Consider the following 17,949-nt stretch of genomic DNA (forward strand, 5'->3'; position numbering starts at 1 on the left):
GAATAATTAAGATTTAAAATAATAAATTATTTATTATCCTGAAAAGGAAATGTGCACAATAAAACCTAGGTAAAAAGAGAGATGGGGACGCCTATCTCTCTTTTTTTATATCTAAATAACTTTTCCTACAATATATACAATAATGAAATATAAATTATATATATTGTAGGAGAAAAATCTATAATAATAGATTTTTCATTATTTTACTTATTGAATTTAAATGTTATATGATGTACTATACATAAACATAACTTCTATAGTATATTTAATCAAAAATAAAAAAACTTTACTAATAGTTTTATATATTCTGAATTTTAGGCAATTATATAAACAAATAGTTAGTAAGGCTACATATTAAATGTATAATATTTTTATTAAAGAAAATTAAAGATATTAAAAATTTACAAGAGTAAAAAATGAATAAAAACTCTTGTCAAAGCTAACAAAATAATGTATACTATAGAAGTTGCAATATGGTAACAGCGATGAGGTAAGAGGTTGCCGGGCTTCCGGGGGAATTCTTAACCGAGCATGCTCAATCATGAATTGGGCGACGGGGTCTGTGGTGTTGCTGTGTTTCTTAAAACAAGAAACGCCAGGAGCAGTTTACAGAACTTCCGCTGTTGCGCGTAAGAAGTAATAGCGTGCGATGAAAAGGAGGGAATGAAATGTCAAAACAAAAAATCAGAATCAGATTAAAAGCGTTTGATCACACAATACTAGATCAATCAGCAGAAAAGATTGTTGAGACTGCTAAAAACACAGGGGCTAAAGTAGCTGGTCCAGTACCACTACCAACTGAGAAAGATGTAATAACTGTTCTAAGAGCTCCACACAAATACAAAGATTCAAGAGAGCAGTTCGAAATCAGAACTCATAAAAGACTAATCGATATATTAAGTCCATCACCAAAAACTGTTGATGCATTAATGAGATTAGACTTACCAGCAGGTGTAGATATCGAAATAAAATTATAATCGTACATAGTACATGAAATTGAACTATGATGTACGGGTAATAGAAAAACTATTACTAACTATTATGATCACTATGTGGTCCGCTAATAAGTAGGAGGTGTATTTAAATGAAAAAAGCTATAATGGGTAAAAAATTAGGAATGACTCAAATATTTGATGAAAATAGAAGAGTAGTACCTGTAACAGTTGTAGAAGCTGGTCCATGTGTAGTAATCCAAAAGAAAACAGTAGAAAATGATGGATATGAAGCCATAAAAGTTGGATTTGGAGATATAAGAGAAAAGTTAGTGAATAAACCTAAGAAAGGTGAATTCTCAAAAGCAGGTGTTGTTGTAAGAAGACACATAAAAGAATTTAGATTAGAGGATACAAGTGTTTACGAAGTAGGTTCTGAAATAAAAGCAGAAATCTTCGCAGCAGGAGATAAAATTGACGTATCTGGAATATCTAAAGGAAAAGGTTTCGCTGGCGTAATCAAAAGATGGAACTTCCACAGAGGACCAATGAGCCACGGTTCTAAATTCCATAGAGCGGTAGGTTCAATGGGAGCATCATCAGATCCATCAAGAACATTTAAAAATAAAAAAATGCCTGGTCATATGGGAAATGTTAATACTACAGTATTAAATCTAGAAGTAGTAAGAGTAATACCTGAAAAGAATATTATTCTTATAAAAGGCGGAATACCAGGACCAAACAAAGGTTTAGTAGTAATAAGAAACGCTGTTAAAGCATAAGGAAAGGAGGATGCAGAATGCCTACAGTAAAAGTGTATAACACTGAGAAAAAAGAAGTTGGAGAAATTCAATTAAATGATAGCATTTTCGGAGTAGAAGTTAGTGTTGAAGCAATGCACCAAGTTGTGTTAGCTCAATTAGCTAATAAAAGACAAGGAACTCAAAGTGCTAAGACAAGAGCTGAAGTAAGAGGCGGAGGAATTAAGCCTTGGAGACAAAAAGGAACAGGAAGAGCAAGACAAGGTTCTATAAGAGCTCCACAATGGATTCACGGGGGTATCGTATTTGCACCAAAACCACGTGATTACAGAGTTTCAGTTCCAAAGAGTATGAGAAGAGTAGCTATGAAATCAGCTTTAACTTCAAAAGTACAAGATAATGAAATGATAGTATTGGAAAGCTTAGCTTTCGATGCACCAAAAACTAAAGATATGGTAAAAGTTCTTAATGCTTTTGAAACTAAAAAAACATTAATAGTTGTAGCTGAGTCTAATGAGAATGTTTATAAATCAGCAAGAAACATTCCAGGAGTAGCTGTAGTGCCTGTAAACAACATAAATGTTTACGACATATTAAAGTATGAAAACTTAATGATTACTAGAGATGCTGTATCAAAAATTGAGGAGGTGTATGCATAATGAAAATGACTAGTTATGATATAATAAGAAAACCTGTTATAACTGAAAAAAGTATGGCTGCTATGGCAGAAAGAAAATACACTTTCATCGTTGACATACACGCAAACAAAGTTCAAATAAAAAAAGCTGTTGAAGAAGTTTTCGGAGTAAAAGTTGAAGATGTTAAAACTCTAAGAAATTTAGGTAAAACTAAAAGAGTTGGAGTTCACATTGGAAAAAGAGCTGATTTCAAAAAAGCAGTTATTAAATTAGCAGCTGACAGCAAAACAATTGAATTCTTTGAAGGAATGCAATAATATAACGCATTTATTGGCTAGAGCCAGATAAGCGAAAAGGGAGGGAAACCTAATGGCAGTTAAAAAATTTAACCCTACCACACCTTCAAGAAGAAATATGACTATGGCTTCATTTGAGGAAATAACAACAGATGTACCTGAAAAGTCACTTCTTGTAAGTAAGAAAAAAACTGGTGGTAGAAATGCTCAAGGTAAAATTACTGTTCGTCACCACGGTGGTGGAGCGAAACAAAAATATAGATTAATAGATTTTAAAAGAACTAAAGATGGTATACCAGCTAAAGTTGCAACTATCGAGTACGATCCAAATAGATCAGCTTACATCGCATTAGTTGTATATGCAGATGGTGAAAAGAGATACATAATAGCTCCAGTTGGATTAAAAGTTGGAGATGTTGTAGTATCTGGATCAGATGCAGATATTAAAGTTGGAAATACACTTCCAATAACTAACATACCAGTAGGTACAATAATTCATAATATTGAATTACAAGTAGGAAAAGGTGCTCAACTTGTTAGATCAGCAGGTTCTTCAGCTCAATTAATGGCTAAAGAAGGAGCTTATGCTCAAGTAAGACTACCAAGCGGAGAAGTTAGATATGTAAGAGTAAACTGCAGAGCTACAATAGGAACAGTTTCAAACTTAACTCATGAAATTGTTAATATAGGTAAAGCAGGAAGAAAGAGACATATGGGTATCAGACCAACAGTAAGAGGATCTGTAATGAACCCTAATGACCATCCACACGGAGGTGGAGAGGGTAAATCTCCAGTAGGTCATGCTAGTCCACGTACTCCATGGGGTAAACCAGCTCTTGGATACAAAACTAGAAAAACTAAGAAATACTCTGACAAATTTATTGTTAAGAAAAGAAATAGTAAATAGTTAGAAGAGAAATAAATTCTCTTCTGATTATAACTACTTTACATGAAGGGAGGCCACTAATAGTGAGTAGATCAATTAAAAAAGGACCTTTTGTAAAAGAGTCTCTTCTAAATAAAATAGAAGAAATGAACAAAGCTGGCGAAAAGAAAGTTATAAAGACTTGGTCAAGAAGCTCTACAATTTTTCCTCAAATGATAGGACACACAATTGCTGTACATGATGGAAGAAAACACGTTCCAGTATATGTTCAAGAAGATATGGTAGGACATAAACTTGGAGAGTTCGCTTTGACTAGAACTTTTAAAGGTCATATCGCGAAGGAAAAATCAAGTAGAATGAGATAGTACGGGAAGGAGGAAATTACCAATGGAAGCTAAAGCTATAGCTAAATATGTAAGAATGTCTCCTATGAAAGTTGGGATTGTTCTTGACCTTATAAGAGATAAGAATGTAAATGAAGCTTTCGCTATATTACAATATACTCCAAAAGATGCAGCTGTTGTTATTAATAAATTATTGAAATCAGCTGTTGCGAATGCAGAAAACAATTTTAATTTAGACAGAAATAGATTATATGTTGCAGAGGCTCATACAGGTGCAGGTCCAACATTAAAGAGATTTAGACCACACGCTCAAGGTAGAGCATTCAGAATTTTAAAAAGAACTAGCCATATAACTATAGTAGTTAAAGAAAGAGCATAAGAAGGAGGGATATAGAGTGGGTCAAAAAGTACATCCACACGGCCTAAGAGTTGGTGTTATCAAGGATTGGGACGCTAAATGGTATGCAGACAAGAAAAATTTTGCAGATAACTTAGTTGAAGATAATGCTATCAGAGAATATATAAAGAAAAGATTATTCACTGCTGGAATATCTAAAATTGAGATAGAAAGAGCAGCTAAAAGAGTTAAAATAAATATACATACCGCAAAACCTGGAATGGTTATAGGAAAAGGCGGTCAAAGTATAGAAGAACTTAAAGTTGCATTAAAAGAAGTTGTTAAAGATAAATTTGTTTTAATTAACATAGTAGAAGTTAAAACACCAGAAAACAATGCACAATTAATGGCTGAAAACATAGCAGCTCAATTAGAAAAGAGAATATCTTTCAGAAGAGCTATGAAACAAACAATTCAAAGAGCTATGAGAACAGGTGTTAAAGGAGTTAAGACTGCATGTTCAGGAAGATTAGGCGGAGCTGAAATCGCAAGAACAGAGCAGTATCATGAGGGAACAATCCCACTACAAACTTTAAGAGCTGATATTGACTATGGATTTACAGAAGCTAATACAATCTATGGTAAAATTGGTGTAAAAGTTTGGGTGTATAAAGGTGAGGTTCTTCCAACTAAGAAAGTTCAGAAGGAAGAAAGTAACTCATAATAACGTGTAAGGAAGGAGGAATTTGACATGTTAATGCCTAAAAGAGTTAAACATCGTAAGGTACAACGTGGTAGAATGAGAGGTAAAGCTACAAGAGGTAACTTCATCGCTTATGGAGATTATGCTTTACAAGCAACAGAGTGCGGTTGGATTACAAGCAACCAAATCGAATCTGCCAGAATAGCTATAAATAGATACGTTAAAAGAGGAGGAAAGGTTTGGATAAAAATCTTCCCTGATAAGCCAGTAACTGAAAAACCAGCTGAAACACGTATGGGATCTGGTAAAGGTTCACCAGAGTACTGGGTAGCAGTAATTAAACCAGGTAGAGTATTATTTGAAATATCTGGAGTATCTGAAGAAGCTGCTAGGGAAGCTATGAGACTTGCGTCTCACAAATTACCAGTAACAACCAAATTTGTTACTAGAAGAGATTTTGAGGAAATGGGTGGTGAAATCAATGAAGGCTAATGAATTGAAAGAGTTGAGACAAAGTACTCCTCAAGATTTAAATGTAAAATTATCTGATCTTAAATCAGAATTATTTAACCTTAGATTTCAGTTAGCTACAGGACAGTTAGAAAACCCAATGAGAATTAAACAGGTTAAGAAGTCTATAGCCCAAATTAAAACCATCCTTAGAGAAGAAGAATTAAGGGCTTGTGAGCAGTAATACTGAAAGGAGGTTCATCTTGTGGAAAGAGGAAATAGAAAAAGTAGAATCGGAAGAGTAGTTTCTGACAAAATGGATAAGACAATTGTTGTTGCTGTTGAAACTAAAGTTAGACATCCATTATATGGAAAAACAGTTAATAGAACAACTAAATTTAAGGCTCATGATGAAAATAATGAAGCAAAAGTTAACGATAGAGTATTAATAATGGAAACAAGACCATTATCTAAGGATAAGAGATGGAGACTTGTTGAAATCATGGAAAGAGCTAAATAGTTAACTGAAGGGAGGGTATTTACATGATACAACAACAAACATTATTAAAAGTAGCGGATAACTCTGGTGCTAAAGAAATAATGTGTATTAGAGTACTCGGTGGTTCCAAAAGAAAATGGGGAAACATCGGAGACGTAATTGTTGCTAGCGTTAAAAGTGCAACACCAGGTGGAGTTGTTAAAAAAGGTGACGTAGTAAAAGCAGTTATTGTTAGATCAGTTAAAGGTTTGAGAAGAGCAGACGGGACTTATATCAGATTTGATGAGAACGCAGCTGTTATTATAAAAGACGATAAGAATCCAAAAGGAACTCGTATCTTCGGACCTGTTGCTAGGGAGCTAAGAGATAAAGAATATAATAAAATATTGTCACTAGCACCTGAAGTACTATAGGATAGGGGGTAGCAAAGATGAAAGTTCATGTTAGAAAGAAAGACACTGTTATGGTTATCTCTGGAAAAGATAAAGGTAAAACTGGAGAAGTTTTAGCTGTTTATCCTAAGACTGGAAAAGTTGTAGTTGCTGGCGTTAACGTAGTAACTAAACATCAAAAACCAAACAGACAAAATATGCAAGGTGGAATAGTTAACTTTGAAGCAGCTATTAACAGTTCAAAAGTTATGCTATATTGCGATAAATGTAAGAGCGTAACTAGAATAAGCAATAAAGTACTTGATGATGGTACAAAGGTTAGAGTTTGCAAAAAGTGCGGAGAAACATTTTAATTCGCGAAAGGAGGTTTAACAAATGGTTACAAGACTACAAGAGAAATACAATAGTGAAGTAATACCAGCTATGATGGATAAGTTCGGATACAAAAATATAATGCAAGTACCTAGACTTGAAAAAATAGTTATAAATATGGGAGTTGGCGAAGCTAAAGATAACTCTAAAGTTTTAGATGCTGCTGTAAGTGATATGCAATTAATCACTGGACAAAAAGCTGTATTAACTAGAGCAAAGAAATCAGTTGCCAACTTTAAAATAAGAGATAACATGGCAATTGGATGTAAAGTTACATTAAGAAAAGATAAGATGTTCCAATTTGCGGACAAATTAATGAATATAGCATTACCAAGAGTTAGAGACTTCAGAGGCGTTCCTACTAAGTCTTTTGATGGAAGAGGAAATTATGCTTTAGGAATAAAAGAACAATTAATATTCCCTGAAATAGAATATGATAAAATTGATAAAGTAAGAGGAATGGATATAATATTTGTAACTACTGCAAAGACAGACGAGGAAGCAAGAGAATTATTAAGATTCCTTGGAATGCCATTTGCTCAATAAAAGGAGGGAATGACTTGGCACGTAAAGCTTTAATAGAAAAGTGGAAAAAAGAACCGAAATATTCAACTAGAGAATACTCTAGATGCAGATTATGTGGAAGACCACATTCTGTCTTAAAGAAATTTGGTATTTGCCGTATATGTTTCAGAGAACTTGCTTATAAAGGACAAATTCCTGGATGCAAAAAGGCAAGCTGGTAATATACAGATCATAGCGAAAGGAGGCACAATTAATGAATATGACTGATCCGATAGCAGATTTGCTAACACGTGTAAGAAATGCAAATATTGTTAGACATGAAATAGTAGAAGTTCCTTCTTCAACAATAAAGAAAGGCATAGCAAATATTATGCTTCAAGAAGGATATATTAAAAATATAGAAGAATATCAAGATGGAACTGTTTCAATGTTAAGACTTAGCATGAAATATGGCCAAAATAAAGAGAGAGTTATAACAGGACTTAAGAGAATATCTAAACCAGGACTAAGAGTTTATAGTGGTAAGGATGATATCCCTAAAGTTTTAAATGGATTAGGAGTTGCAATAATATCAACTTCTAAAGGATTAGTTTCTGATAGAGAAGCTAGAAAATTAGGATTAGGTGGAGAAGTTATCTGCTACATCTGGTAGTTTATGAACAAGGAGGTGCGATTATGTCAAGAGTAGGAAGACTTCCAATAGCTATACCAGCTGGTGTATCTGTTACAGTAACGCCAGACAACGTTGTTACAGTTAAAGGACCTAAAGGAGAATTAACTAGAACAATGGTGAAGAATATAAACATAGCTATAGAGGATAATCAAGTGGTCGTTACAAGACCAAGCGATATAAAAGAACATAGAGCTCTACACGGATTAACTAGAGCATTATTAAATAATATGGTAATTGGAGTAACTAATGGTTTCGCTAAGACATTACAATTAGTTGGTGTTGGATATAGAGCAACAGCAAAAGGTAAGGGATTAACTTTAAACCTAGGATTCTCACACCCAGTTGAAATAGCTGCTGTAGATGGAATTACATTTGAATTAACAGATGCTAATACTATAGTAGTAAAAGGAATCGACAAGGAATTAGTTGGTAAAGTTGCAGCTGATATAAGAACTTGGAGAAAACCTGAGCCTTACAAAGGAAAGGGTATTAAGTACTCTGATGAAGTTATCAGACGTAAGGAAGGTAAGACTGGTAAATAATAGCTATTAGAAAGGAGAGAATTTCATGTTCAATAAAGCTGATAGAAAGCTATCAAGAGAAAGACGTCATTTAAGAGTACGTAAGAAGATTCATGGAACAGCTGAAAGACCAAGACTTGCAGTGTTCAGAAGTGAAAAGAACATATACGCTCAAATTATAGATGATGTTGCTGGAAGAACATTAGTTGCTGCATCTAGTTTAGATAAAGACTTTTCTCTAAAAGTTGGTAGCAATAAGGAAGCTGCTAAACTAGTTGGTGAAGTAGTAGCTAAAAAAGCAATAGAAGCAGGAATTACTGAAGTTGTATTCGATAGAGGTGGATATGTATACCACGGAAGAGTACAAATGCTTGCAGAAGGTGCAAGAGAAGCAGGACTTAAATTCTAAAAAAAGGAGGTACACACATGAAAATAGATCCTAGCACACTTGATCTTAAAGAGAAAGTTGTACACATAAACAGAGTTGCTAAGGTTGTTAAAGGTGGTAGAAACTTCAGATTCAGCGCACTAGTAGTTGTTGGTGATGAGAACGGACACGTTGGTGTTGGAATGGGAAAATCTATCGAAATACCAGAAGCAATTAGAAAAGGTATCGAAGATGCTAAAAAGAACATCGTTAAAGTTGAATTAGATGGAACTACAGTTCCTCATACTATAGATGGTAAATTTGGAACTGGTACAGTTCACATAATGCCAGCTTCAGAAGGAACAGGTGTTATCGCTGGAGGTCCAGCAAGAGCAGTACTTGAGCTTGCAGGATTAAAAGACGTTAGAGCTAAATCATTAGGTTCAAATAACCCAAGAAATATGGTTAGCGCAACTATAGATGGATTATCAAAATTAAGAACAGCAGAGCAAGTTGCAAAACTTAGAGGCAAAACTGTTGAAGAAATTCTAGGATAGGAGGGGAAAACCTTGGCTAAAGTTAAATTAACATTAGTAAAGAGTTTAATTGGTAGAAAAAAAGATCATATTGCTACTGTAGAGGCTCTTGGATTAAGAAAAATAGGTAAAACTGTTGAGCACGAGGAGACTCCTCAGATCAGAGGTATGATTAATAAAGTAAGTTACCTACTAAAAGTAGAAGAAGCTTAAACTAAGGAGGTGTAAATATGAGACTTCATGAGTTAAGACCTGCAGAAGGTGCAAAAAAATCTCCTAAGAGAATCGGTAGAGGTACTGGTTCAGGTTGGGGTAAAACTGCTGGAAAAGGTCAAAAAGGACAAAACTCAAGATCTGGTGGCGGTGTAAGACCAGGGTTTGAGGGAGGTCAAATGCCTTTATATAGAAGACTACCTAAGAGAGGATTTACAAATATATTTGCTAAAGAATATACTTGTATAAACGTAGATAGACTAAACATATTTGAGGATGGAACTGTAGTTACTCCAGAGTTACTTCGTGAATCTGGAATGGCTAAGAGAGTAAACGATGGGATAAAGATTCTTGGAAATGGTAACATTGAAAAGAAATTAACTGTTAAAGCTAATAAGATTTCCAAAGCTGCAGCAGAGAAGATTGAAGCGGCAGGAGGAAAAGTTGAGGTGATATAGATGTTATCAACCCTACGAAACGCTTGGAGAGTTCCTGAGCTAAGAAAAAGAATACTATTTACATTAATGATAGTGGTAATTTTTAGAATGGGTGTGTTTATCCCAGTACCAGGAGTGGATGCTAGTAAGATTGCAACTTTAGTTAGTAGTAATTCTGGTTCCCTTCTAAGTTTCTATGACATGATTGCAGGAGGAGCTTTTAGTAAGTTTAGTATATTTGCTTTAGGTGTTACTCCGTACATCAATGCATCGATTATAATTCAATTACTTACAATTGCAATTCCTTATTTAGAACAACTTTCTAAAGAAGGTCAAGAAGGAAGAAAAAAAATACAGAACTATACTAAATATGCAGCTCTGGTATTTGCTGTTATTCAAGCATATGCAGCATATGCCTTAATTAAAAGCTCAGGAGCTATATTGATAGAAGGTTCAATGGGCCTTTTACTAATAATACTAACAATGACAACAGGTACAGCCTTGTTAGTATGGATAGGTGAACAAATTTCAGTACATGGAATTGGAAGTGGTGTTTCTGTTATTATATTTGTAAATATAATATCTTCACTACCACAAACAGCTTATCAAATAGCAGGGCTTCTTAAAACAGGAGAAGTTAGTCCGGTAGAGGTTGTAATATTCGTAGCAGTAGCTTTAGCTTTATTAATTACAGTAATTGTTATAAATTTAGCAGAACGAAGAATTCCAGTGCAATATGCCGGTAAAGCAATAGGAAGAAAAGTTATAAAAGGTCAATCATCACATATTCCAATAGGATTAAATTCTTCTGGAGTTATGGCAATAATCTTTGGTATGTCAGTAATGCAATTTCCAGCGGTTATAGCACAAATATGGCCTGAATCTTCCTTTGCGGTATTTGTTAATAAGAGTTCTTGGAGTATATTTCAGCAAGATACTATGAAATATGTAGTAGCATACTTTTTATTAGTACTATTCTTTGCTTGGTTCTATACTATAATTACTTTCAAACCAGATGAGATGGCAGAGAATATGAATAAATCATCAGGATTTATTCCAGGTATAAGACCAGGTGAAAAAACTGAAATTTACTTAGAGAAGATTTTGACAAGAATATCCCTTTTAGGTGGAACATTTGCTGGAATTATAGCTATAGTACCTATATTAGCAGCTATATTCAGTAATTTTAAGGGAGTTTCATTTGGTGGAACTAGTTTACTAATTTTAGTTGGTGTATCTTTAGATACTATGAAACAATTAGAATCTCAGCTAGTAATGAGACATTATGAAGGGTTCCTTAAATAAAAATTTTAATTTGGAGTTGATACTAGTGAGAGTTATTTTATTAGGTCCTCCTGGAGCCGGAAAAGGAACTCAGGCAAAGTCAATCTGTAATAAATACTCTATACCACACATATCTACTGGAGATATTTTTAGATATAATATCTCTCAAGCAACGCCTTTAGGGATTGAAGCTAAAAAATATATAGATAAAGGTCATCTAGTACCAGATGAATTAACTATCGATTTAATTAAAGATAGATTAAAGCAGGATGACTGCAAAAATGGATTTTTACTAGATGGTTATCCAAGGACTGTAAATCAAGCAGAGGCTTTAGAAGTTTTACTTAAAGAAATGAGTTTAAAACTAGACACTGCCTTATTGATTGAAGTTCCTAAGGGTTTTATTATAGATAGAATGACAGGAAGACGTGTATGTACTACTTGTGGAGCTAGTTATCACGTAAAATATAATCCTACTAAAAACGATGGAAAATGCGACGTTTGCGGTAGCGTTGTAATACAAAGAGCAGATGATAATGAAGCGACAGTAAGTGAAAGACTTGAAATATATGATGCACAAACACAACCGTTAATAGAATACTATAGAGAGAAAAATCTATTAGCAGAGGTTGATGGAACGCAAGCTATTAATGATGTTTTTAAGAATATCTGTGGTATCTTAGGAGCGATAAATAGTGATGAATATTAAGAGTGATACAGAACTAGAATATATGAGGAGTGCTGGTAAGGTTGTTGCCGATACCCTAGCAATGATTCAAAAGGTAATAAAACCAGGAATAACCACTGCAGAAATTGATAAACTTGCTGAAGAATTTATATTAGCACAAGGAGCTATACCTTCTTTTAAAGGATATGGAGGATTTCCAGGATCAATATGTGCATCAGTAAATGATGTAGTAATACATGGTATCCCGAATGACACCGTATTAGTTGAAGGAGATATAATCAGTGTTGATTGTGGAGCGATACTTAATGGCTATCATGGTGATGCTGCACGAACTTTTCCAGTAGGAAATATTTCTAAGGAAGCACAACATCTAATAGATGTCACTAAAGGATCTTTCTTTAAGGGCATTGAAAAAGCAGTAGTGGGGAACAGACTTACCGATATTTCAGCAGCAATTCAAAAGTATGCTGAGAGTTTTGGATATTCTGTGGTTAGGGATTTTGTTGGACACGGCATAGGAACTTCTATGCATGAAGACCCACAAGTTCCTAATTACGGCACTGCTGGTAAAGGTCCTAAGTTAGTACACGGTGTAGTACTTGCAATTGAACCTATGATAAACATGGGAAATTACAAAGTTAAAATTAAGCCAGATGGTTGGACTGTAGTGACTAGTGATGGAAAGTTATCTGCCCATTATGAAAATACTATAGCAATAACTAATGAAGGTGTAGAAATACTAACTTTGAGCTAATGAGGTGACTAATGTGGATGATGACAGCCTTTTAGGTAAGGTAGTACATTCAAAATCAGGAAGAGATAAAGGAAAATACTTTATCATTATTGGTATAATAGACGATGAGTATGTCTATATTTCAGATGGAGACCTTAGAAAAATTGATAGGCCAAAGAAAAAGAAAATTAAACATTTATCTTTTACAAATGTTTTGGCTGAAGATATTAGAAGTGCTATCTTATCTGATGGAAAGATCAGTAATTCTAAAATAAGAAAATTTTTGCAGGTTGAGGATATAATAGAGGAGGTTTGATTACCCTTATGTCAAAAGATGATATAATTGAAATGCAAGGTGTTGTTTTAGAAACTCTACCTAATGCAACTTTCCAAGTTGAATTAGAGAGTGGGCACAAGATACTTGCTCATATTTCTGGAAAGTTAAGAATGAACTTTATAAGAATTTTACCAGGAGATAAGGTTACAGTAGAACTTTCTCCATATGATTTGACTCGTGGGAGAATAACTTGGAGAGATAAGTAATAAGGAGGGTTAGCTATGAAGGTAAGACCATCAGTTAAACCTATATGTGAAAAATGTAAAGTCATAAAAAGAAAAGGAAGAGTAATGGTTATCTGTGAAAATCCTAAACATAAACAAAAACAAGGTTAATGAAAATAAATAAGTAGTGATACTTAGGAGGTGTAGATTGTAGATGGCAAGAATTGCAGGTATTGACCTACCAAAAGAAAAAAGAGTTGAGATAGGTCTAACTTATATATTTGGTATAGGACTACCAAAATCTCATGAAATACTTGAAGCTACAGGAGTGAATCCTGATACTAGAATCAAGGATTTAACTGAAGATGAAGTAAATACATTAAGAGATTATGTAAATAAGAGCTTAATGGTTGAAGGTGATCTTAGAAGAAAAGTTGCCTTAGATATAAAGAGACTTAAAGAAATAGGATGTTATAGAGGAATAAGACATAGAAAAGGTCTTACAGTTAGAGGTCAAAAGACTAAGACTAATGCAAGAACAAGAAAAGGTCCTAAGAAGACTATAGCAGGCAAGAAGAAATAGTAAGGAGGGAATATAATGGCTCAAAAGAAAGTTAGAAGTAGAAGAAAAAAAGAAAGAAAAAATGTTGAGCACGGCGCTGCACACATAAAATCTACTTTCAATAATTCCATCGTTACACTTACTGATGCAGCTGGAAACGCATTGTCATGGGCAAGTGCTGGTGGATTAGGATTTAGAGGTTCAAGAAAAAGTACTCCATTTGCAGCTCAAATGGCAGCTGAAACAGCAGCTAAAGCAGCGATGGAACATGGTTTAAAAAGCATAGAAGTTTATGTTAAAGGTCCAGGAGCAGGTAGAGAAGCGGCTATAAGATCACTTCAAGCTGCAGGATTAGAAGTTACTTTAATCAAAGATGTAACTCCAATTCCACACAATGGATGTAGACCACCAAAAAGAAGAAGAGTTTAATTAACAGGAGGTGTAATGAATGGCAAGATACACAGGCGCTACATGCAGACTTTGTAGAAGAGAGGGCCTTAAGCTTAACCTTAAAGGTGACAGATGCTTCACTGAGAAGTGCGCTTTTACTAGAAGAGGTTATGCACCAGGTCAACACGGTCAAAGCAGAAAGAAAATGTCAAACTATGGAACTCAATTAAGAGAAAAGCAAAAAGCTAAGAGAATATATGGAGTTCTAGAAGGACAATTTAGAAAGTACTATGAGAAAGCTGAAAAGCAAAGAGGAATTACAGGTGAAAACCTATTAAAATTCCTAGAATTAAGATTAGATAACGTTGTTTATAGATTAGGATACGGAAGCTCAAGAGTTGAAGCTAGACAATTAGTAAACCACGGACATTTCTTAGTAAATGGTAAAAAAGTAGATATCGCATCTTACTCTGTTAAAGCTGGAGATGTTATATCAGTTAGAGAAAAAAGCAGATCTTCTGAAAAATTCAAAGTTTTTGCTGAAAATCCAAAAACTCTACCAACTTGGTTAGAAGGAAATATTGAATCATTTGAAGGTAAGGTTGCTTCAATACCAGCAAGAGAAGACATAGACGTTCCTGTTAATGAAACATTAATCGTTGAGTTATACAGTAAATAGTCAATAATGTAATCAGTTGCCCTCGATATAAAAAAACCACTAAATTTAAAAGGAGGGTTATAAATGTTAGAAATTGAAAAGCCAAAAATAGAATGTATTGAAACCGCTGAAAATGGTACATATGGCAAATTTGTTGTTGAACCATTAGAAAGAGGTTATGGAATAACTTTAGGTAATGCATTAAGAAGAATTCTTCTTTCTTCACTACCTGGAGTTGCTGCTAATTCGATTAAAATTGATGGTGTTTTACACGAATTTTCAACTATACATGGAGTTAAAGAAGATGTTTCTGAGTTAATTCTAAATATAAAGGAATTAGCACTTAAGATGTCTGGTGAGGGCCCAAGAACAATATATATTGATGCTGAAGGTCCTGGTGAAGTTACAGGAGCAGATATTAAAGTGGACGGAGATGTTGAAGTAGTTAATAAGGATCTTCATATTGCTACCCTAGATGATGGTGGAAAGTTATTTATGGAGATAAATATTAATAGTGGTAGAGGTTATGTTTCTCAAAATAAGAACAAAACTGATGATAAGCCAATATCAACTATACCTGTTGATTCAATATATACTCCAGTTAAAAGAGTTAACTTTACAGTTGAGAATACAAGAGTAGGACAGATCACAGATTATGATAAATTAACTATAGAAATTTGGACAAATGGAACTATTAGACCTGATGAAGCTATTGGTTTATCAGCTAAAATTCTTATTGAACACTTTAAACTATTTATGACATTAACTGATCATGCAGATAATGTTGAAATAATGATAGAAAAAGAAGAAGATAAGAAAGAAAAAGTTCTAGAAATGACTATAGAAGAACTAGATTTATCTGTTAGAAGCTTTAACTGCTTAAAGAGAGCTGGTATTAATACTGTTCAAGAGTTAACAGAAAAATCAATGGATGATATGATGAAGGTAAGAAACCTAGGAAAGAAATCTCTTGAAGAGGTTGAGCAAAAACTTGAAGGCTTAGGATTGGGATTCAAACCTAGCGAGGAGTAAGGAGGTATAGAGATGGCACAGCAACGTAAGTTAGGACGTCCAACTGATCAAAGAATGGCAATGCTTAGAAATCTTACGACTAGTTTCTTAAAGCACGGTAGAATTGAAACAACTGAAGCTAGAGCAAAAGAAACTAAAAGATTAGCTGAGAAAATGATAACTTTAGCTAAAAGAGGAGATCTTCATGCTAGAAGACAAGTGCTTGCATTTGTTACAGAAGAGGATGTTGTTAAGAATTTATTTGATAACGTAGCTCCAAAGTACGCTGAGAGAAATGGTGGATACACTAGAATAATGAAAATGGGACCTAGAAGAGGCGACGGAGCAGAGGTTGTTGTATTAGAATTAGTATAATAATTCAAGGGGATTAAGTAAGGCTAACTTAGTCCCCGTTTTGTTATAAAATTGAGCATTAGATAGTAACTCTCTAATGGAGGGATAATTGATGGAAACTAATATAAATTTTAGAGATAATCAAATTGAAAAGCTTAATGAAATTGATAAAATAGATAATTTAAATTCATCCAGTGAAAAAGTATCAGAAGTTATTAGTGAAAACTTGAGATATACTTATCCTCCGGATAGTGAAGGTAATATAAAATTGGCTATAGATGGTGTTAATATTACCATTAATAAGGGTGAGTTTGTAGTTGTATTAGGTCATAATGGATCAGGAAAATCTACTTTTGCAAAACATATAAATGCACTCTTAATTCCAACAGAGGGCAAAATTAGTGTATCTGGATATGATACTAGCAAAGAAGAAAACATATGGAATGTAAGAAGCAAAGCGGGTATGGTTTTTCAAAACCCTGATAACCAAATTGTTGCAACCATAGTAGAAGAGGATGTAGCTTTTGGACCAGAAAATTTAGGCGTAGAACCTAAGGAGATAAGAAGAAGAGTAGATGAGTCACTTAAGAGAGTAAAAATGTATGATTATAAGAAACATGGACCACATCTTTTATCTGGGGGTCAAAAGCAACGTGTAGCTATTGCTGGTATATTAGCTATGATGCCTGAATGTATAGTATTAGATGAGCCAACAGCTATGCTTGATCCATCTGGAAGAAAAGAAGTTATAAATACAATAATGGATTTAAATAAAAACAATGGGATTACAATAGTATACATAACACACTTTATGGAAGAAGCTGTTGCAGCAGATAAGATATATGTTATGGATTCAGGAAAAGTTATAGTAGAAGGAAAGCCAAGAGAAGTATTTCAAAATGTAGAAATTATGAAAAACTTAGGTTTGGATGTACCACAAATGACAGAATTGGCTTATGAATTAAATAAATCAGGTGTTAATATAAAATCGGATATATTAACTATAGATGAGATGGTGAGAGAATTATGTCAATTAAAATAGAAAATTTAACTCATATATATATGGCTAAAACTCCCTTTGAAAAGGTTGCCCTTAGTAATGTTAATGTGAATATAAATGATGGCGAATTTGTAGCCCTCATTGGACATACAGGCTCAGGTAAATCTACTTTGATACAACACATGAACGGGTTATTAAAACCTAACCAAGGAAAAATATTTGTTGATGGTGTAGATATTACTGCTAGTGGAGTTAAGCTTACAGACATAAGAAAAAAAGTTGGATTAGTATTCCAATATGCAGAGTATCAACTTTTTGAGGAAACAATAGAAAAGGATATAATGTTTGGGCCTAAGAATTTAGGGCTTAATGATGAGGAAGCTTTAGCAAGAACTAAAAGAGCCATGGACATGGTAGGTTTAGACTATGAAACTTACAGAAATAAATCTCCATTTGACCTAAGTGGAGGACAAAAAAGAAGAGTAGCAATAGCTGGAGTTGTAGCTATGGAACCAAGGGTTTTAATATTAGATGAACCAACAGCTGGATTAGATCCTAAGGGGAGAGATGAAATTCTAGGAGAACTATATAAACTTCATAAATCCTATAACATGACTATAATTCTTGTATCTCATAGCATGGAGGATGTGGCAAAGGTTGCAGACCGTATATTAGTAATGGATGAAGGAAAATGTGTATTAGATGGTACACCACAAGAAATATTCAAAGAAGTGGATACATTAGAAAATGTAGGTCTTGCAGTTCCACAGGTAACATATCTTATGCGAGAATTAAGAAGGGTTGGATTTGAATTACCTGATGATATTTTCACATTAGAACAAGCTAAAAAAGAATTACTTAAGATACTAGCAAAAAACTAGGCTCT

Annotated in this window: 34 protein-coding genes; all 34 read left to right on the top strand. The window is 34.0% G+C overall.

Features of this window, described 5'->3' with window-relative positions:
- The first annotated feature begins 668 nt into the window (after positions 1-668).
- The 34 genes from rpsJ to B3630_RS07175 all read left to right on the top strand — a co-directional run bounded on the left by rpsJ (position 669) and on the right by B3630_RS07175 (position 17,944).
- Entirely contained in the window at positions 669-977 is a 309-nt protein-coding gene (gene rpsJ / locus B3630_RS07010) for a 30S ribosomal protein S10 (protein ID WP_035133283.1), read from the top strand.
- Positions 978-1,084: 107 nt separating this feature from the next.
- The gene (gene rplC, locus B3630_RS07015) at positions 1,085-1,714 is read left to right on the top strand and encodes a 50S ribosomal protein L3 (RefSeq protein ID WP_346896758.1); all 630 of its coding nucleotides are present in this window, start codon (positions 1,085-1,087) and stop codon (positions 1,712-1,714) included.
- Between the two features lie 17 nt (positions 1,715-1,731).
- On the top strand, positions 1,732-2,352 hold the full coding sequence (gene rplD / locus B3630_RS07020; protein WP_035133287.1) for a 50S ribosomal protein L4: 621 nt from the start codon (positions 1,732-1,734) through the stop codon (positions 2,350-2,352).
- Positions 2,352-2,648: a 50S ribosomal protein L23 gene (rplW, locus tag B3630_RS07025; protein ID WP_150845873.1), complete on the top strand. Its 297-nt coding sequence runs from the start codon at positions 2,352-2,354 to the stop codon at positions 2,646-2,648. Before rplD ends, rplW begins: the two co-directional genes overlap by 1 nt.
- Before the next feature lie 52 nt (positions 2,649-2,700).
- Positions 2,701-3,534 (top strand): 50S ribosomal protein L2, encoded by an 834-nt coding sequence (rplB, locus tag B3630_RS07030; RefSeq protein ID WP_035133291.1) that lies wholly within the window; start codon positions 2,701-2,703, stop codon positions 3,532-3,534.
- Between the two features lie 62 nt (positions 3,535-3,596).
- Positions 3,597-3,878 carry a 30S ribosomal protein S19 gene (gene rpsS, locus B3630_RS07035; RefSeq protein WP_035133294.1) on the top strand — a complete coding sequence of 94 codons (282 nt, stop codon included), beginning with the start codon at positions 3,597-3,599 and terminating at the stop codon, positions 3,876-3,878.
- A 22-nt stretch (positions 3,879-3,900) separates the two neighbouring features.
- A complete protein-coding gene (gene rplV / locus B3630_RS07040; RefSeq protein ID WP_150845875.1) occupies positions 3,901-4,236 on the top strand; it encodes a 50S ribosomal protein L22 in 336 nt (111 codons plus the stop codon).
- 16 nt (positions 4,237-4,252) lie between these two features.
- The gene (gene rpsC, locus B3630_RS07045) at positions 4,253-4,918 is read left to right on the top strand and encodes a 30S ribosomal protein S3 (protein WP_150845876.1); all 666 of its coding nucleotides are present in this window, start codon (positions 4,253-4,255) and stop codon (positions 4,916-4,918) included.
- 27 nt (positions 4,919-4,945) lie between these two features.
- Positions 4,946-5,389 carry a 50S ribosomal protein L16 gene (rplP, locus tag B3630_RS07050; RefSeq protein WP_035133300.1) on the top strand — a complete coding sequence of 148 codons (444 nt, stop codon included), beginning with the start codon at positions 4,946-4,948 and terminating at the stop codon, positions 5,387-5,389.
- A complete protein-coding gene (rpmC, locus tag B3630_RS07055; protein ID WP_035133305.1) occupies positions 5,379-5,591 on the top strand; it encodes a 50S ribosomal protein L29 in 213 nt (70 codons plus the stop codon). The genes rplP and rpmC overlap by 11 nt, the downstream gene beginning before the upstream one ends.
- Before the next feature lie 21 nt (positions 5,592-5,612).
- Positions 5,613-5,867 carry a 30S ribosomal protein S17 gene (gene rpsQ, locus B3630_RS07060; protein ID WP_035133308.1) on the top strand — a complete coding sequence of 85 codons (255 nt, stop codon included), beginning with the start codon at positions 5,613-5,615 and terminating at the stop codon, positions 5,865-5,867.
- A gap of 23 nt (positions 5,868-5,890) precedes the next feature.
- Positions 5,891-6,259: a 50S ribosomal protein L14 gene (rplN, locus tag B3630_RS07065; protein ID WP_035133311.1), complete on the top strand. Its 369-nt coding sequence runs from the start codon at positions 5,891-5,893 to the stop codon at positions 6,257-6,259.
- Between the two features lie 17 nt (positions 6,260-6,276).
- A complete protein-coding gene (gene rplX, locus B3630_RS07070; protein WP_035133314.1) occupies positions 6,277-6,591 on the top strand; it encodes a 50S ribosomal protein L24 in 315 nt (104 codons plus the stop codon).
- A gap of 22 nt (positions 6,592-6,613) precedes the next feature.
- Positions 6,614-7,156 carry a 50S ribosomal protein L5 gene (rplE, locus tag B3630_RS07075; RefSeq protein WP_035133316.1) on the top strand — a complete coding sequence of 181 codons (543 nt, stop codon included), beginning with the start codon at positions 6,614-6,616 and terminating at the stop codon, positions 7,154-7,156.
- A gap of 14 nt (positions 7,157-7,170) precedes the next feature.
- Positions 7,171-7,356, top strand: coding sequence for a type Z 30S ribosomal protein S14 (locus B3630_RS07080; protein ID WP_035133318.1), 186 nt, complete (start codon positions 7,171-7,173; stop codon positions 7,354-7,356).
- 32 nt (positions 7,357-7,388) lie between these two features.
- Entirely contained in the window at positions 7,389-7,787 is a 399-nt protein-coding gene (rpsH, locus tag B3630_RS07085) for a 30S ribosomal protein S8 (protein ID WP_035133320.1), read from the top strand.
- Positions 7,788-7,810: 23 nt separating this feature from the next.
- A complete protein-coding gene (gene rplF, locus B3630_RS07090; protein WP_035133322.1) occupies positions 7,811-8,350 on the top strand; it encodes a 50S ribosomal protein L6 in 540 nt (179 codons plus the stop codon).
- A gap of 25 nt (positions 8,351-8,375) precedes the next feature.
- Complete coding sequence (gene rplR / locus B3630_RS07095) at positions 8,376-8,738, top strand: 50S ribosomal protein L18 (protein WP_150845878.1); 363 nt, start codon at positions 8,376-8,378, stop codon at positions 8,736-8,738.
- A gap of 17 nt (positions 8,739-8,755) precedes the next feature.
- Positions 8,756-9,253 carry a 30S ribosomal protein S5 gene (gene rpsE, locus B3630_RS07100; RefSeq protein ID WP_035133326.1) on the top strand — a complete coding sequence of 166 codons (498 nt, stop codon included), beginning with the start codon at positions 8,756-8,758 and terminating at the stop codon, positions 9,251-9,253.
- Between the two features lie 12 nt (positions 9,254-9,265).
- Positions 9,266-9,445 carry a 50S ribosomal protein L30 gene (gene rpmD / locus B3630_RS07105; protein WP_035133328.1) on the top strand — a complete coding sequence of 60 codons (180 nt, stop codon included), beginning with the start codon at positions 9,266-9,268 and terminating at the stop codon, positions 9,443-9,445.
- A gap of 17 nt (positions 9,446-9,462) precedes the next feature.
- Positions 9,463-9,903: a 50S ribosomal protein L15 gene (gene rplO / locus B3630_RS07110; protein ID WP_035133331.1), complete on the top strand. Its 441-nt coding sequence runs from the start codon at positions 9,463-9,465 to the stop codon at positions 9,901-9,903.
- Positions 9,904-11,187 (top strand): preprotein translocase subunit SecY, encoded by a 1,284-nt coding sequence (gene secY / locus B3630_RS07115; RefSeq protein ID WP_346870693.1) that lies wholly within the window; start codon positions 9,904-9,906, stop codon positions 11,185-11,187.
- Between the two features lie 25 nt (positions 11,188-11,212).
- Entirely contained in the window at positions 11,213-11,875 is a 663-nt protein-coding gene (locus tag B3630_RS07120; RefSeq protein WP_035133451.1) for an adenylate kinase, read from the top strand.
- The gene (gene map, locus B3630_RS07125; protein ID WP_346896760.1) at positions 11,862-12,608 is read left to right on the top strand and encodes a type I methionyl aminopeptidase; all 747 of its coding nucleotides are present in this window, start codon (positions 11,862-11,864) and stop codon (positions 12,606-12,608) included. The genes B3630_RS07120 and map overlap by 14 nt, the downstream gene beginning before the upstream one ends.
- Positions 12,609-12,621: 13 nt before the next feature.
- Positions 12,622-12,903, top strand: a complete 282-nt coding sequence (locus tag B3630_RS07130; protein WP_346847798.1) for a KOW domain-containing RNA-binding protein — start codon at positions 12,622-12,624, stop codon at positions 12,901-12,903.
- An 8-nt stretch (positions 12,904-12,911) separates the two neighbouring features.
- Positions 12,912-13,130: a translation initiation factor IF-1 gene (gene infA, locus B3630_RS07135; protein WP_035133338.1), complete on the top strand. Its 219-nt coding sequence runs from the start codon at positions 12,912-12,914 to the stop codon at positions 13,128-13,130.
- 15 nt (positions 13,131-13,145) lie between these two features.
- Complete coding sequence (gene rpmJ / locus B3630_RS07140; RefSeq protein ID WP_003373491.1) at positions 13,146-13,259, top strand: 50S ribosomal protein L36; 114 nt, start codon at positions 13,146-13,148, stop codon at positions 13,257-13,259.
- A gap of 43 nt (positions 13,260-13,302) precedes the next feature.
- Positions 13,303-13,671 (top strand): 30S ribosomal protein S13, encoded by a 369-nt coding sequence (gene rpsM, locus B3630_RS07145; RefSeq protein WP_150845881.1) that lies wholly within the window; start codon positions 13,303-13,305, stop codon positions 13,669-13,671.
- Positions 13,672-13,686: 15 nt separating this feature from the next.
- Positions 13,687-14,079, top strand: coding sequence for a 30S ribosomal protein S11 (rpsK, locus tag B3630_RS07150; protein WP_035133342.1), 393 nt, complete (start codon positions 13,687-13,689; stop codon positions 14,077-14,079).
- A 19-nt stretch (positions 14,080-14,098) separates the two neighbouring features.
- Positions 14,099-14,719 (top strand): 30S ribosomal protein S4, encoded by a 621-nt coding sequence (gene rpsD, locus B3630_RS07155; RefSeq protein ID WP_150845882.1) that lies wholly within the window; start codon positions 14,099-14,101, stop codon positions 14,717-14,719.
- Positions 14,720-14,782: 63 nt separating this feature from the next.
- Positions 14,783-15,730, top strand: coding sequence for a DNA-directed RNA polymerase subunit alpha (locus tag B3630_RS07160; protein ID WP_346896762.1), 948 nt, complete (start codon positions 14,783-14,785; stop codon positions 15,728-15,730).
- A gap of 12 nt (positions 15,731-15,742) precedes the next feature.
- A complete protein-coding gene (gene rplQ, locus B3630_RS07165; RefSeq protein ID WP_035133348.1) occupies positions 15,743-16,084 on the top strand; it encodes a 50S ribosomal protein L17 in 342 nt (113 codons plus the stop codon).
- A gap of 91 nt (positions 16,085-16,175) precedes the next feature.
- Positions 16,176-17,105, top strand: coding sequence for an energy-coupling factor transporter ATPase (locus B3630_RS07170; RefSeq protein WP_346896764.1), 930 nt, complete (start codon positions 16,176-16,178; stop codon positions 17,103-17,105).
- Entirely contained in the window at positions 17,090-17,944 is an 855-nt protein-coding gene (locus tag B3630_RS07175) for an energy-coupling factor transporter ATPase (protein ID WP_346847797.1), read from the top strand. The genes B3630_RS07170 and B3630_RS07175 overlap by 16 nt, the downstream gene beginning before the upstream one ends.
- Positions 17,945-17,949: the final 5 nt, after the last annotated feature.

Origin of the sequence: Clostridium sp. UBA7503, from assembly GCF_002477055.1 — a bacterium.
Taxonomy (GTDB): domain Bacteria; phylum Bacillota; class Clostridia; order Clostridiales; family Clostridiaceae; genus Clostridium_J; species Clostridium_J sulfidigenes.

What these genes read in the sequence shown, in the direction of transcription:
- rpsK (WP_035133342.1), top strand. Translation starts at nt 13,687, where the DNA reads ATGGCTCAAAAGAAAGTTAGAAGTAGAAGAAAAAAAGAAAGAAAAAAT.
- rpmC (WP_035133305.1), top strand. Translation starts at nt 5,379, where the DNA reads ATGAAGGCTAATGAATTGAAAGAGTTGAGACAAAGTACTCCTCAAGAT.
- B3630_RS07175 (WP_346847797.1), top strand. Translation starts at nt 17,090, where the DNA reads ATGTCAATTAAAATAGAAAATTTAACTCATATATATATGGCTAAAACT.
- rplP (WP_035133300.1), top strand. Translation starts at nt 4,946, where the DNA reads ATGTTAATGCCTAAAAGAGTTAAACATCGTAAGGTACAACGTGGTAGA.
- rplE (WP_035133316.1), top strand. Translation starts at nt 6,614, where the DNA reads ATGGTTACAAGACTACAAGAGAAATACAATAGTGAAGTAATACCAGCT.
- rplR (WP_150845878.1), top strand. Translation starts at nt 8,376, where the DNA reads ATGTTCAATAAAGCTGATAGAAAGCTATCAAGAGAAAGACGTCATTTA.
- rpmJ (WP_003373491.1), top strand. Translation starts at nt 13,146, where the DNA reads ATGAAGGTAAGACCATCAGTTAAACCTATATGTGAAAAATGTAAAGTC.
- rpsM (WP_150845881.1), top strand. Translation starts at nt 13,303, where the DNA reads ATGGCAAGAATTGCAGGTATTGACCTACCAAAAGAAAAAAGAGTTGAG.
- rplC (WP_346896758.1), top strand. Translation starts at nt 1,085, where the DNA reads ATGAAAAAAGCTATAATGGGTAAAAAATTAGGAATGACTCAAATATTT.
- rpsD (WP_150845882.1), top strand. Translation starts at nt 14,099, where the DNA reads ATGGCAAGATACACAGGCGCTACATGCAGACTTTGTAGAAGAGAGGGC.
- rplB (WP_035133291.1), top strand. Translation starts at nt 2,701, where the DNA reads ATGGCAGTTAAAAAATTTAACCCTACCACACCTTCAAGAAGAAATATG.
- rplW (WP_150845873.1), top strand. Translation starts at nt 2,352, where the DNA reads ATGAAAATGACTAGTTATGATATAATAAGAAAACCTGTTATAACTGAA.
- rplO (WP_035133331.1), top strand. Translation starts at nt 9,463, where the DNA reads ATGAGACTTCATGAGTTAAGACCTGCAGAAGGTGCAAAAAAATCTCCT.
- infA (WP_035133338.1), top strand. Translation starts at nt 12,912, where the DNA reads ATGTCAAAAGATGATATAATTGAAATGCAAGGTGTTGTTTTAGAAACT.
- rpsH (WP_035133320.1), top strand. Translation starts at nt 7,389, where the DNA reads ATGAATATGACTGATCCGATAGCAGATTTGCTAACACGTGTAAGAAAT.
- rplQ (WP_035133348.1), top strand. Translation starts at nt 15,743, where the DNA reads ATGGCACAGCAACGTAAGTTAGGACGTCCAACTGATCAAAGAATGGCA.
- B3630_RS07160 (WP_346896762.1), top strand. Translation starts at nt 14,783, where the DNA reads ATGTTAGAAATTGAAAAGCCAAAAATAGAATGTATTGAAACCGCTGAA.
- rplV (WP_150845875.1), top strand. Translation starts at nt 3,901, where the DNA reads ATGGAAGCTAAAGCTATAGCTAAATATGTAAGAATGTCTCCTATGAAA.
- rpsJ (WP_035133283.1), top strand. Translation starts at nt 669, where the DNA reads ATGTCAAAACAAAAAATCAGAATCAGATTAAAAGCGTTTGATCACACA.
- rplN (WP_035133311.1), top strand. Translation starts at nt 5,891, where the DNA reads ATGATACAACAACAAACATTATTAAAAGTAGCGGATAACTCTGGTGCT.
- rplF (WP_035133322.1), top strand. Translation starts at nt 7,811, where the DNA reads ATGTCAAGAGTAGGAAGACTTCCAATAGCTATACCAGCTGGTGTATCT.
- secY (WP_346870693.1), top strand. Translation starts at nt 9,904, where the DNA reads ATGTTATCAACCCTACGAAACGCTTGGAGAGTTCCTGAGCTAAGAAAA.
- rplD (WP_035133287.1), top strand. Translation starts at nt 1,732, where the DNA reads ATGCCTACAGTAAAAGTGTATAACACTGAGAAAAAAGAAGTTGGAGAA.
- B3630_RS07170 (WP_346896764.1), top strand. Translation starts at nt 16,176, where the DNA reads ATGGAAACTAATATAAATTTTAGAGATAATCAAATTGAAAAGCTTAAT.
- rpsE (WP_035133326.1), top strand. Translation starts at nt 8,756, where the DNA reads ATGAAAATAGATCCTAGCACACTTGATCTTAAAGAGAAAGTTGTACAC.
- rplX (WP_035133314.1), top strand. Translation starts at nt 6,277, where the DNA reads ATGAAAGTTCATGTTAGAAAGAAAGACACTGTTATGGTTATCTCTGGA.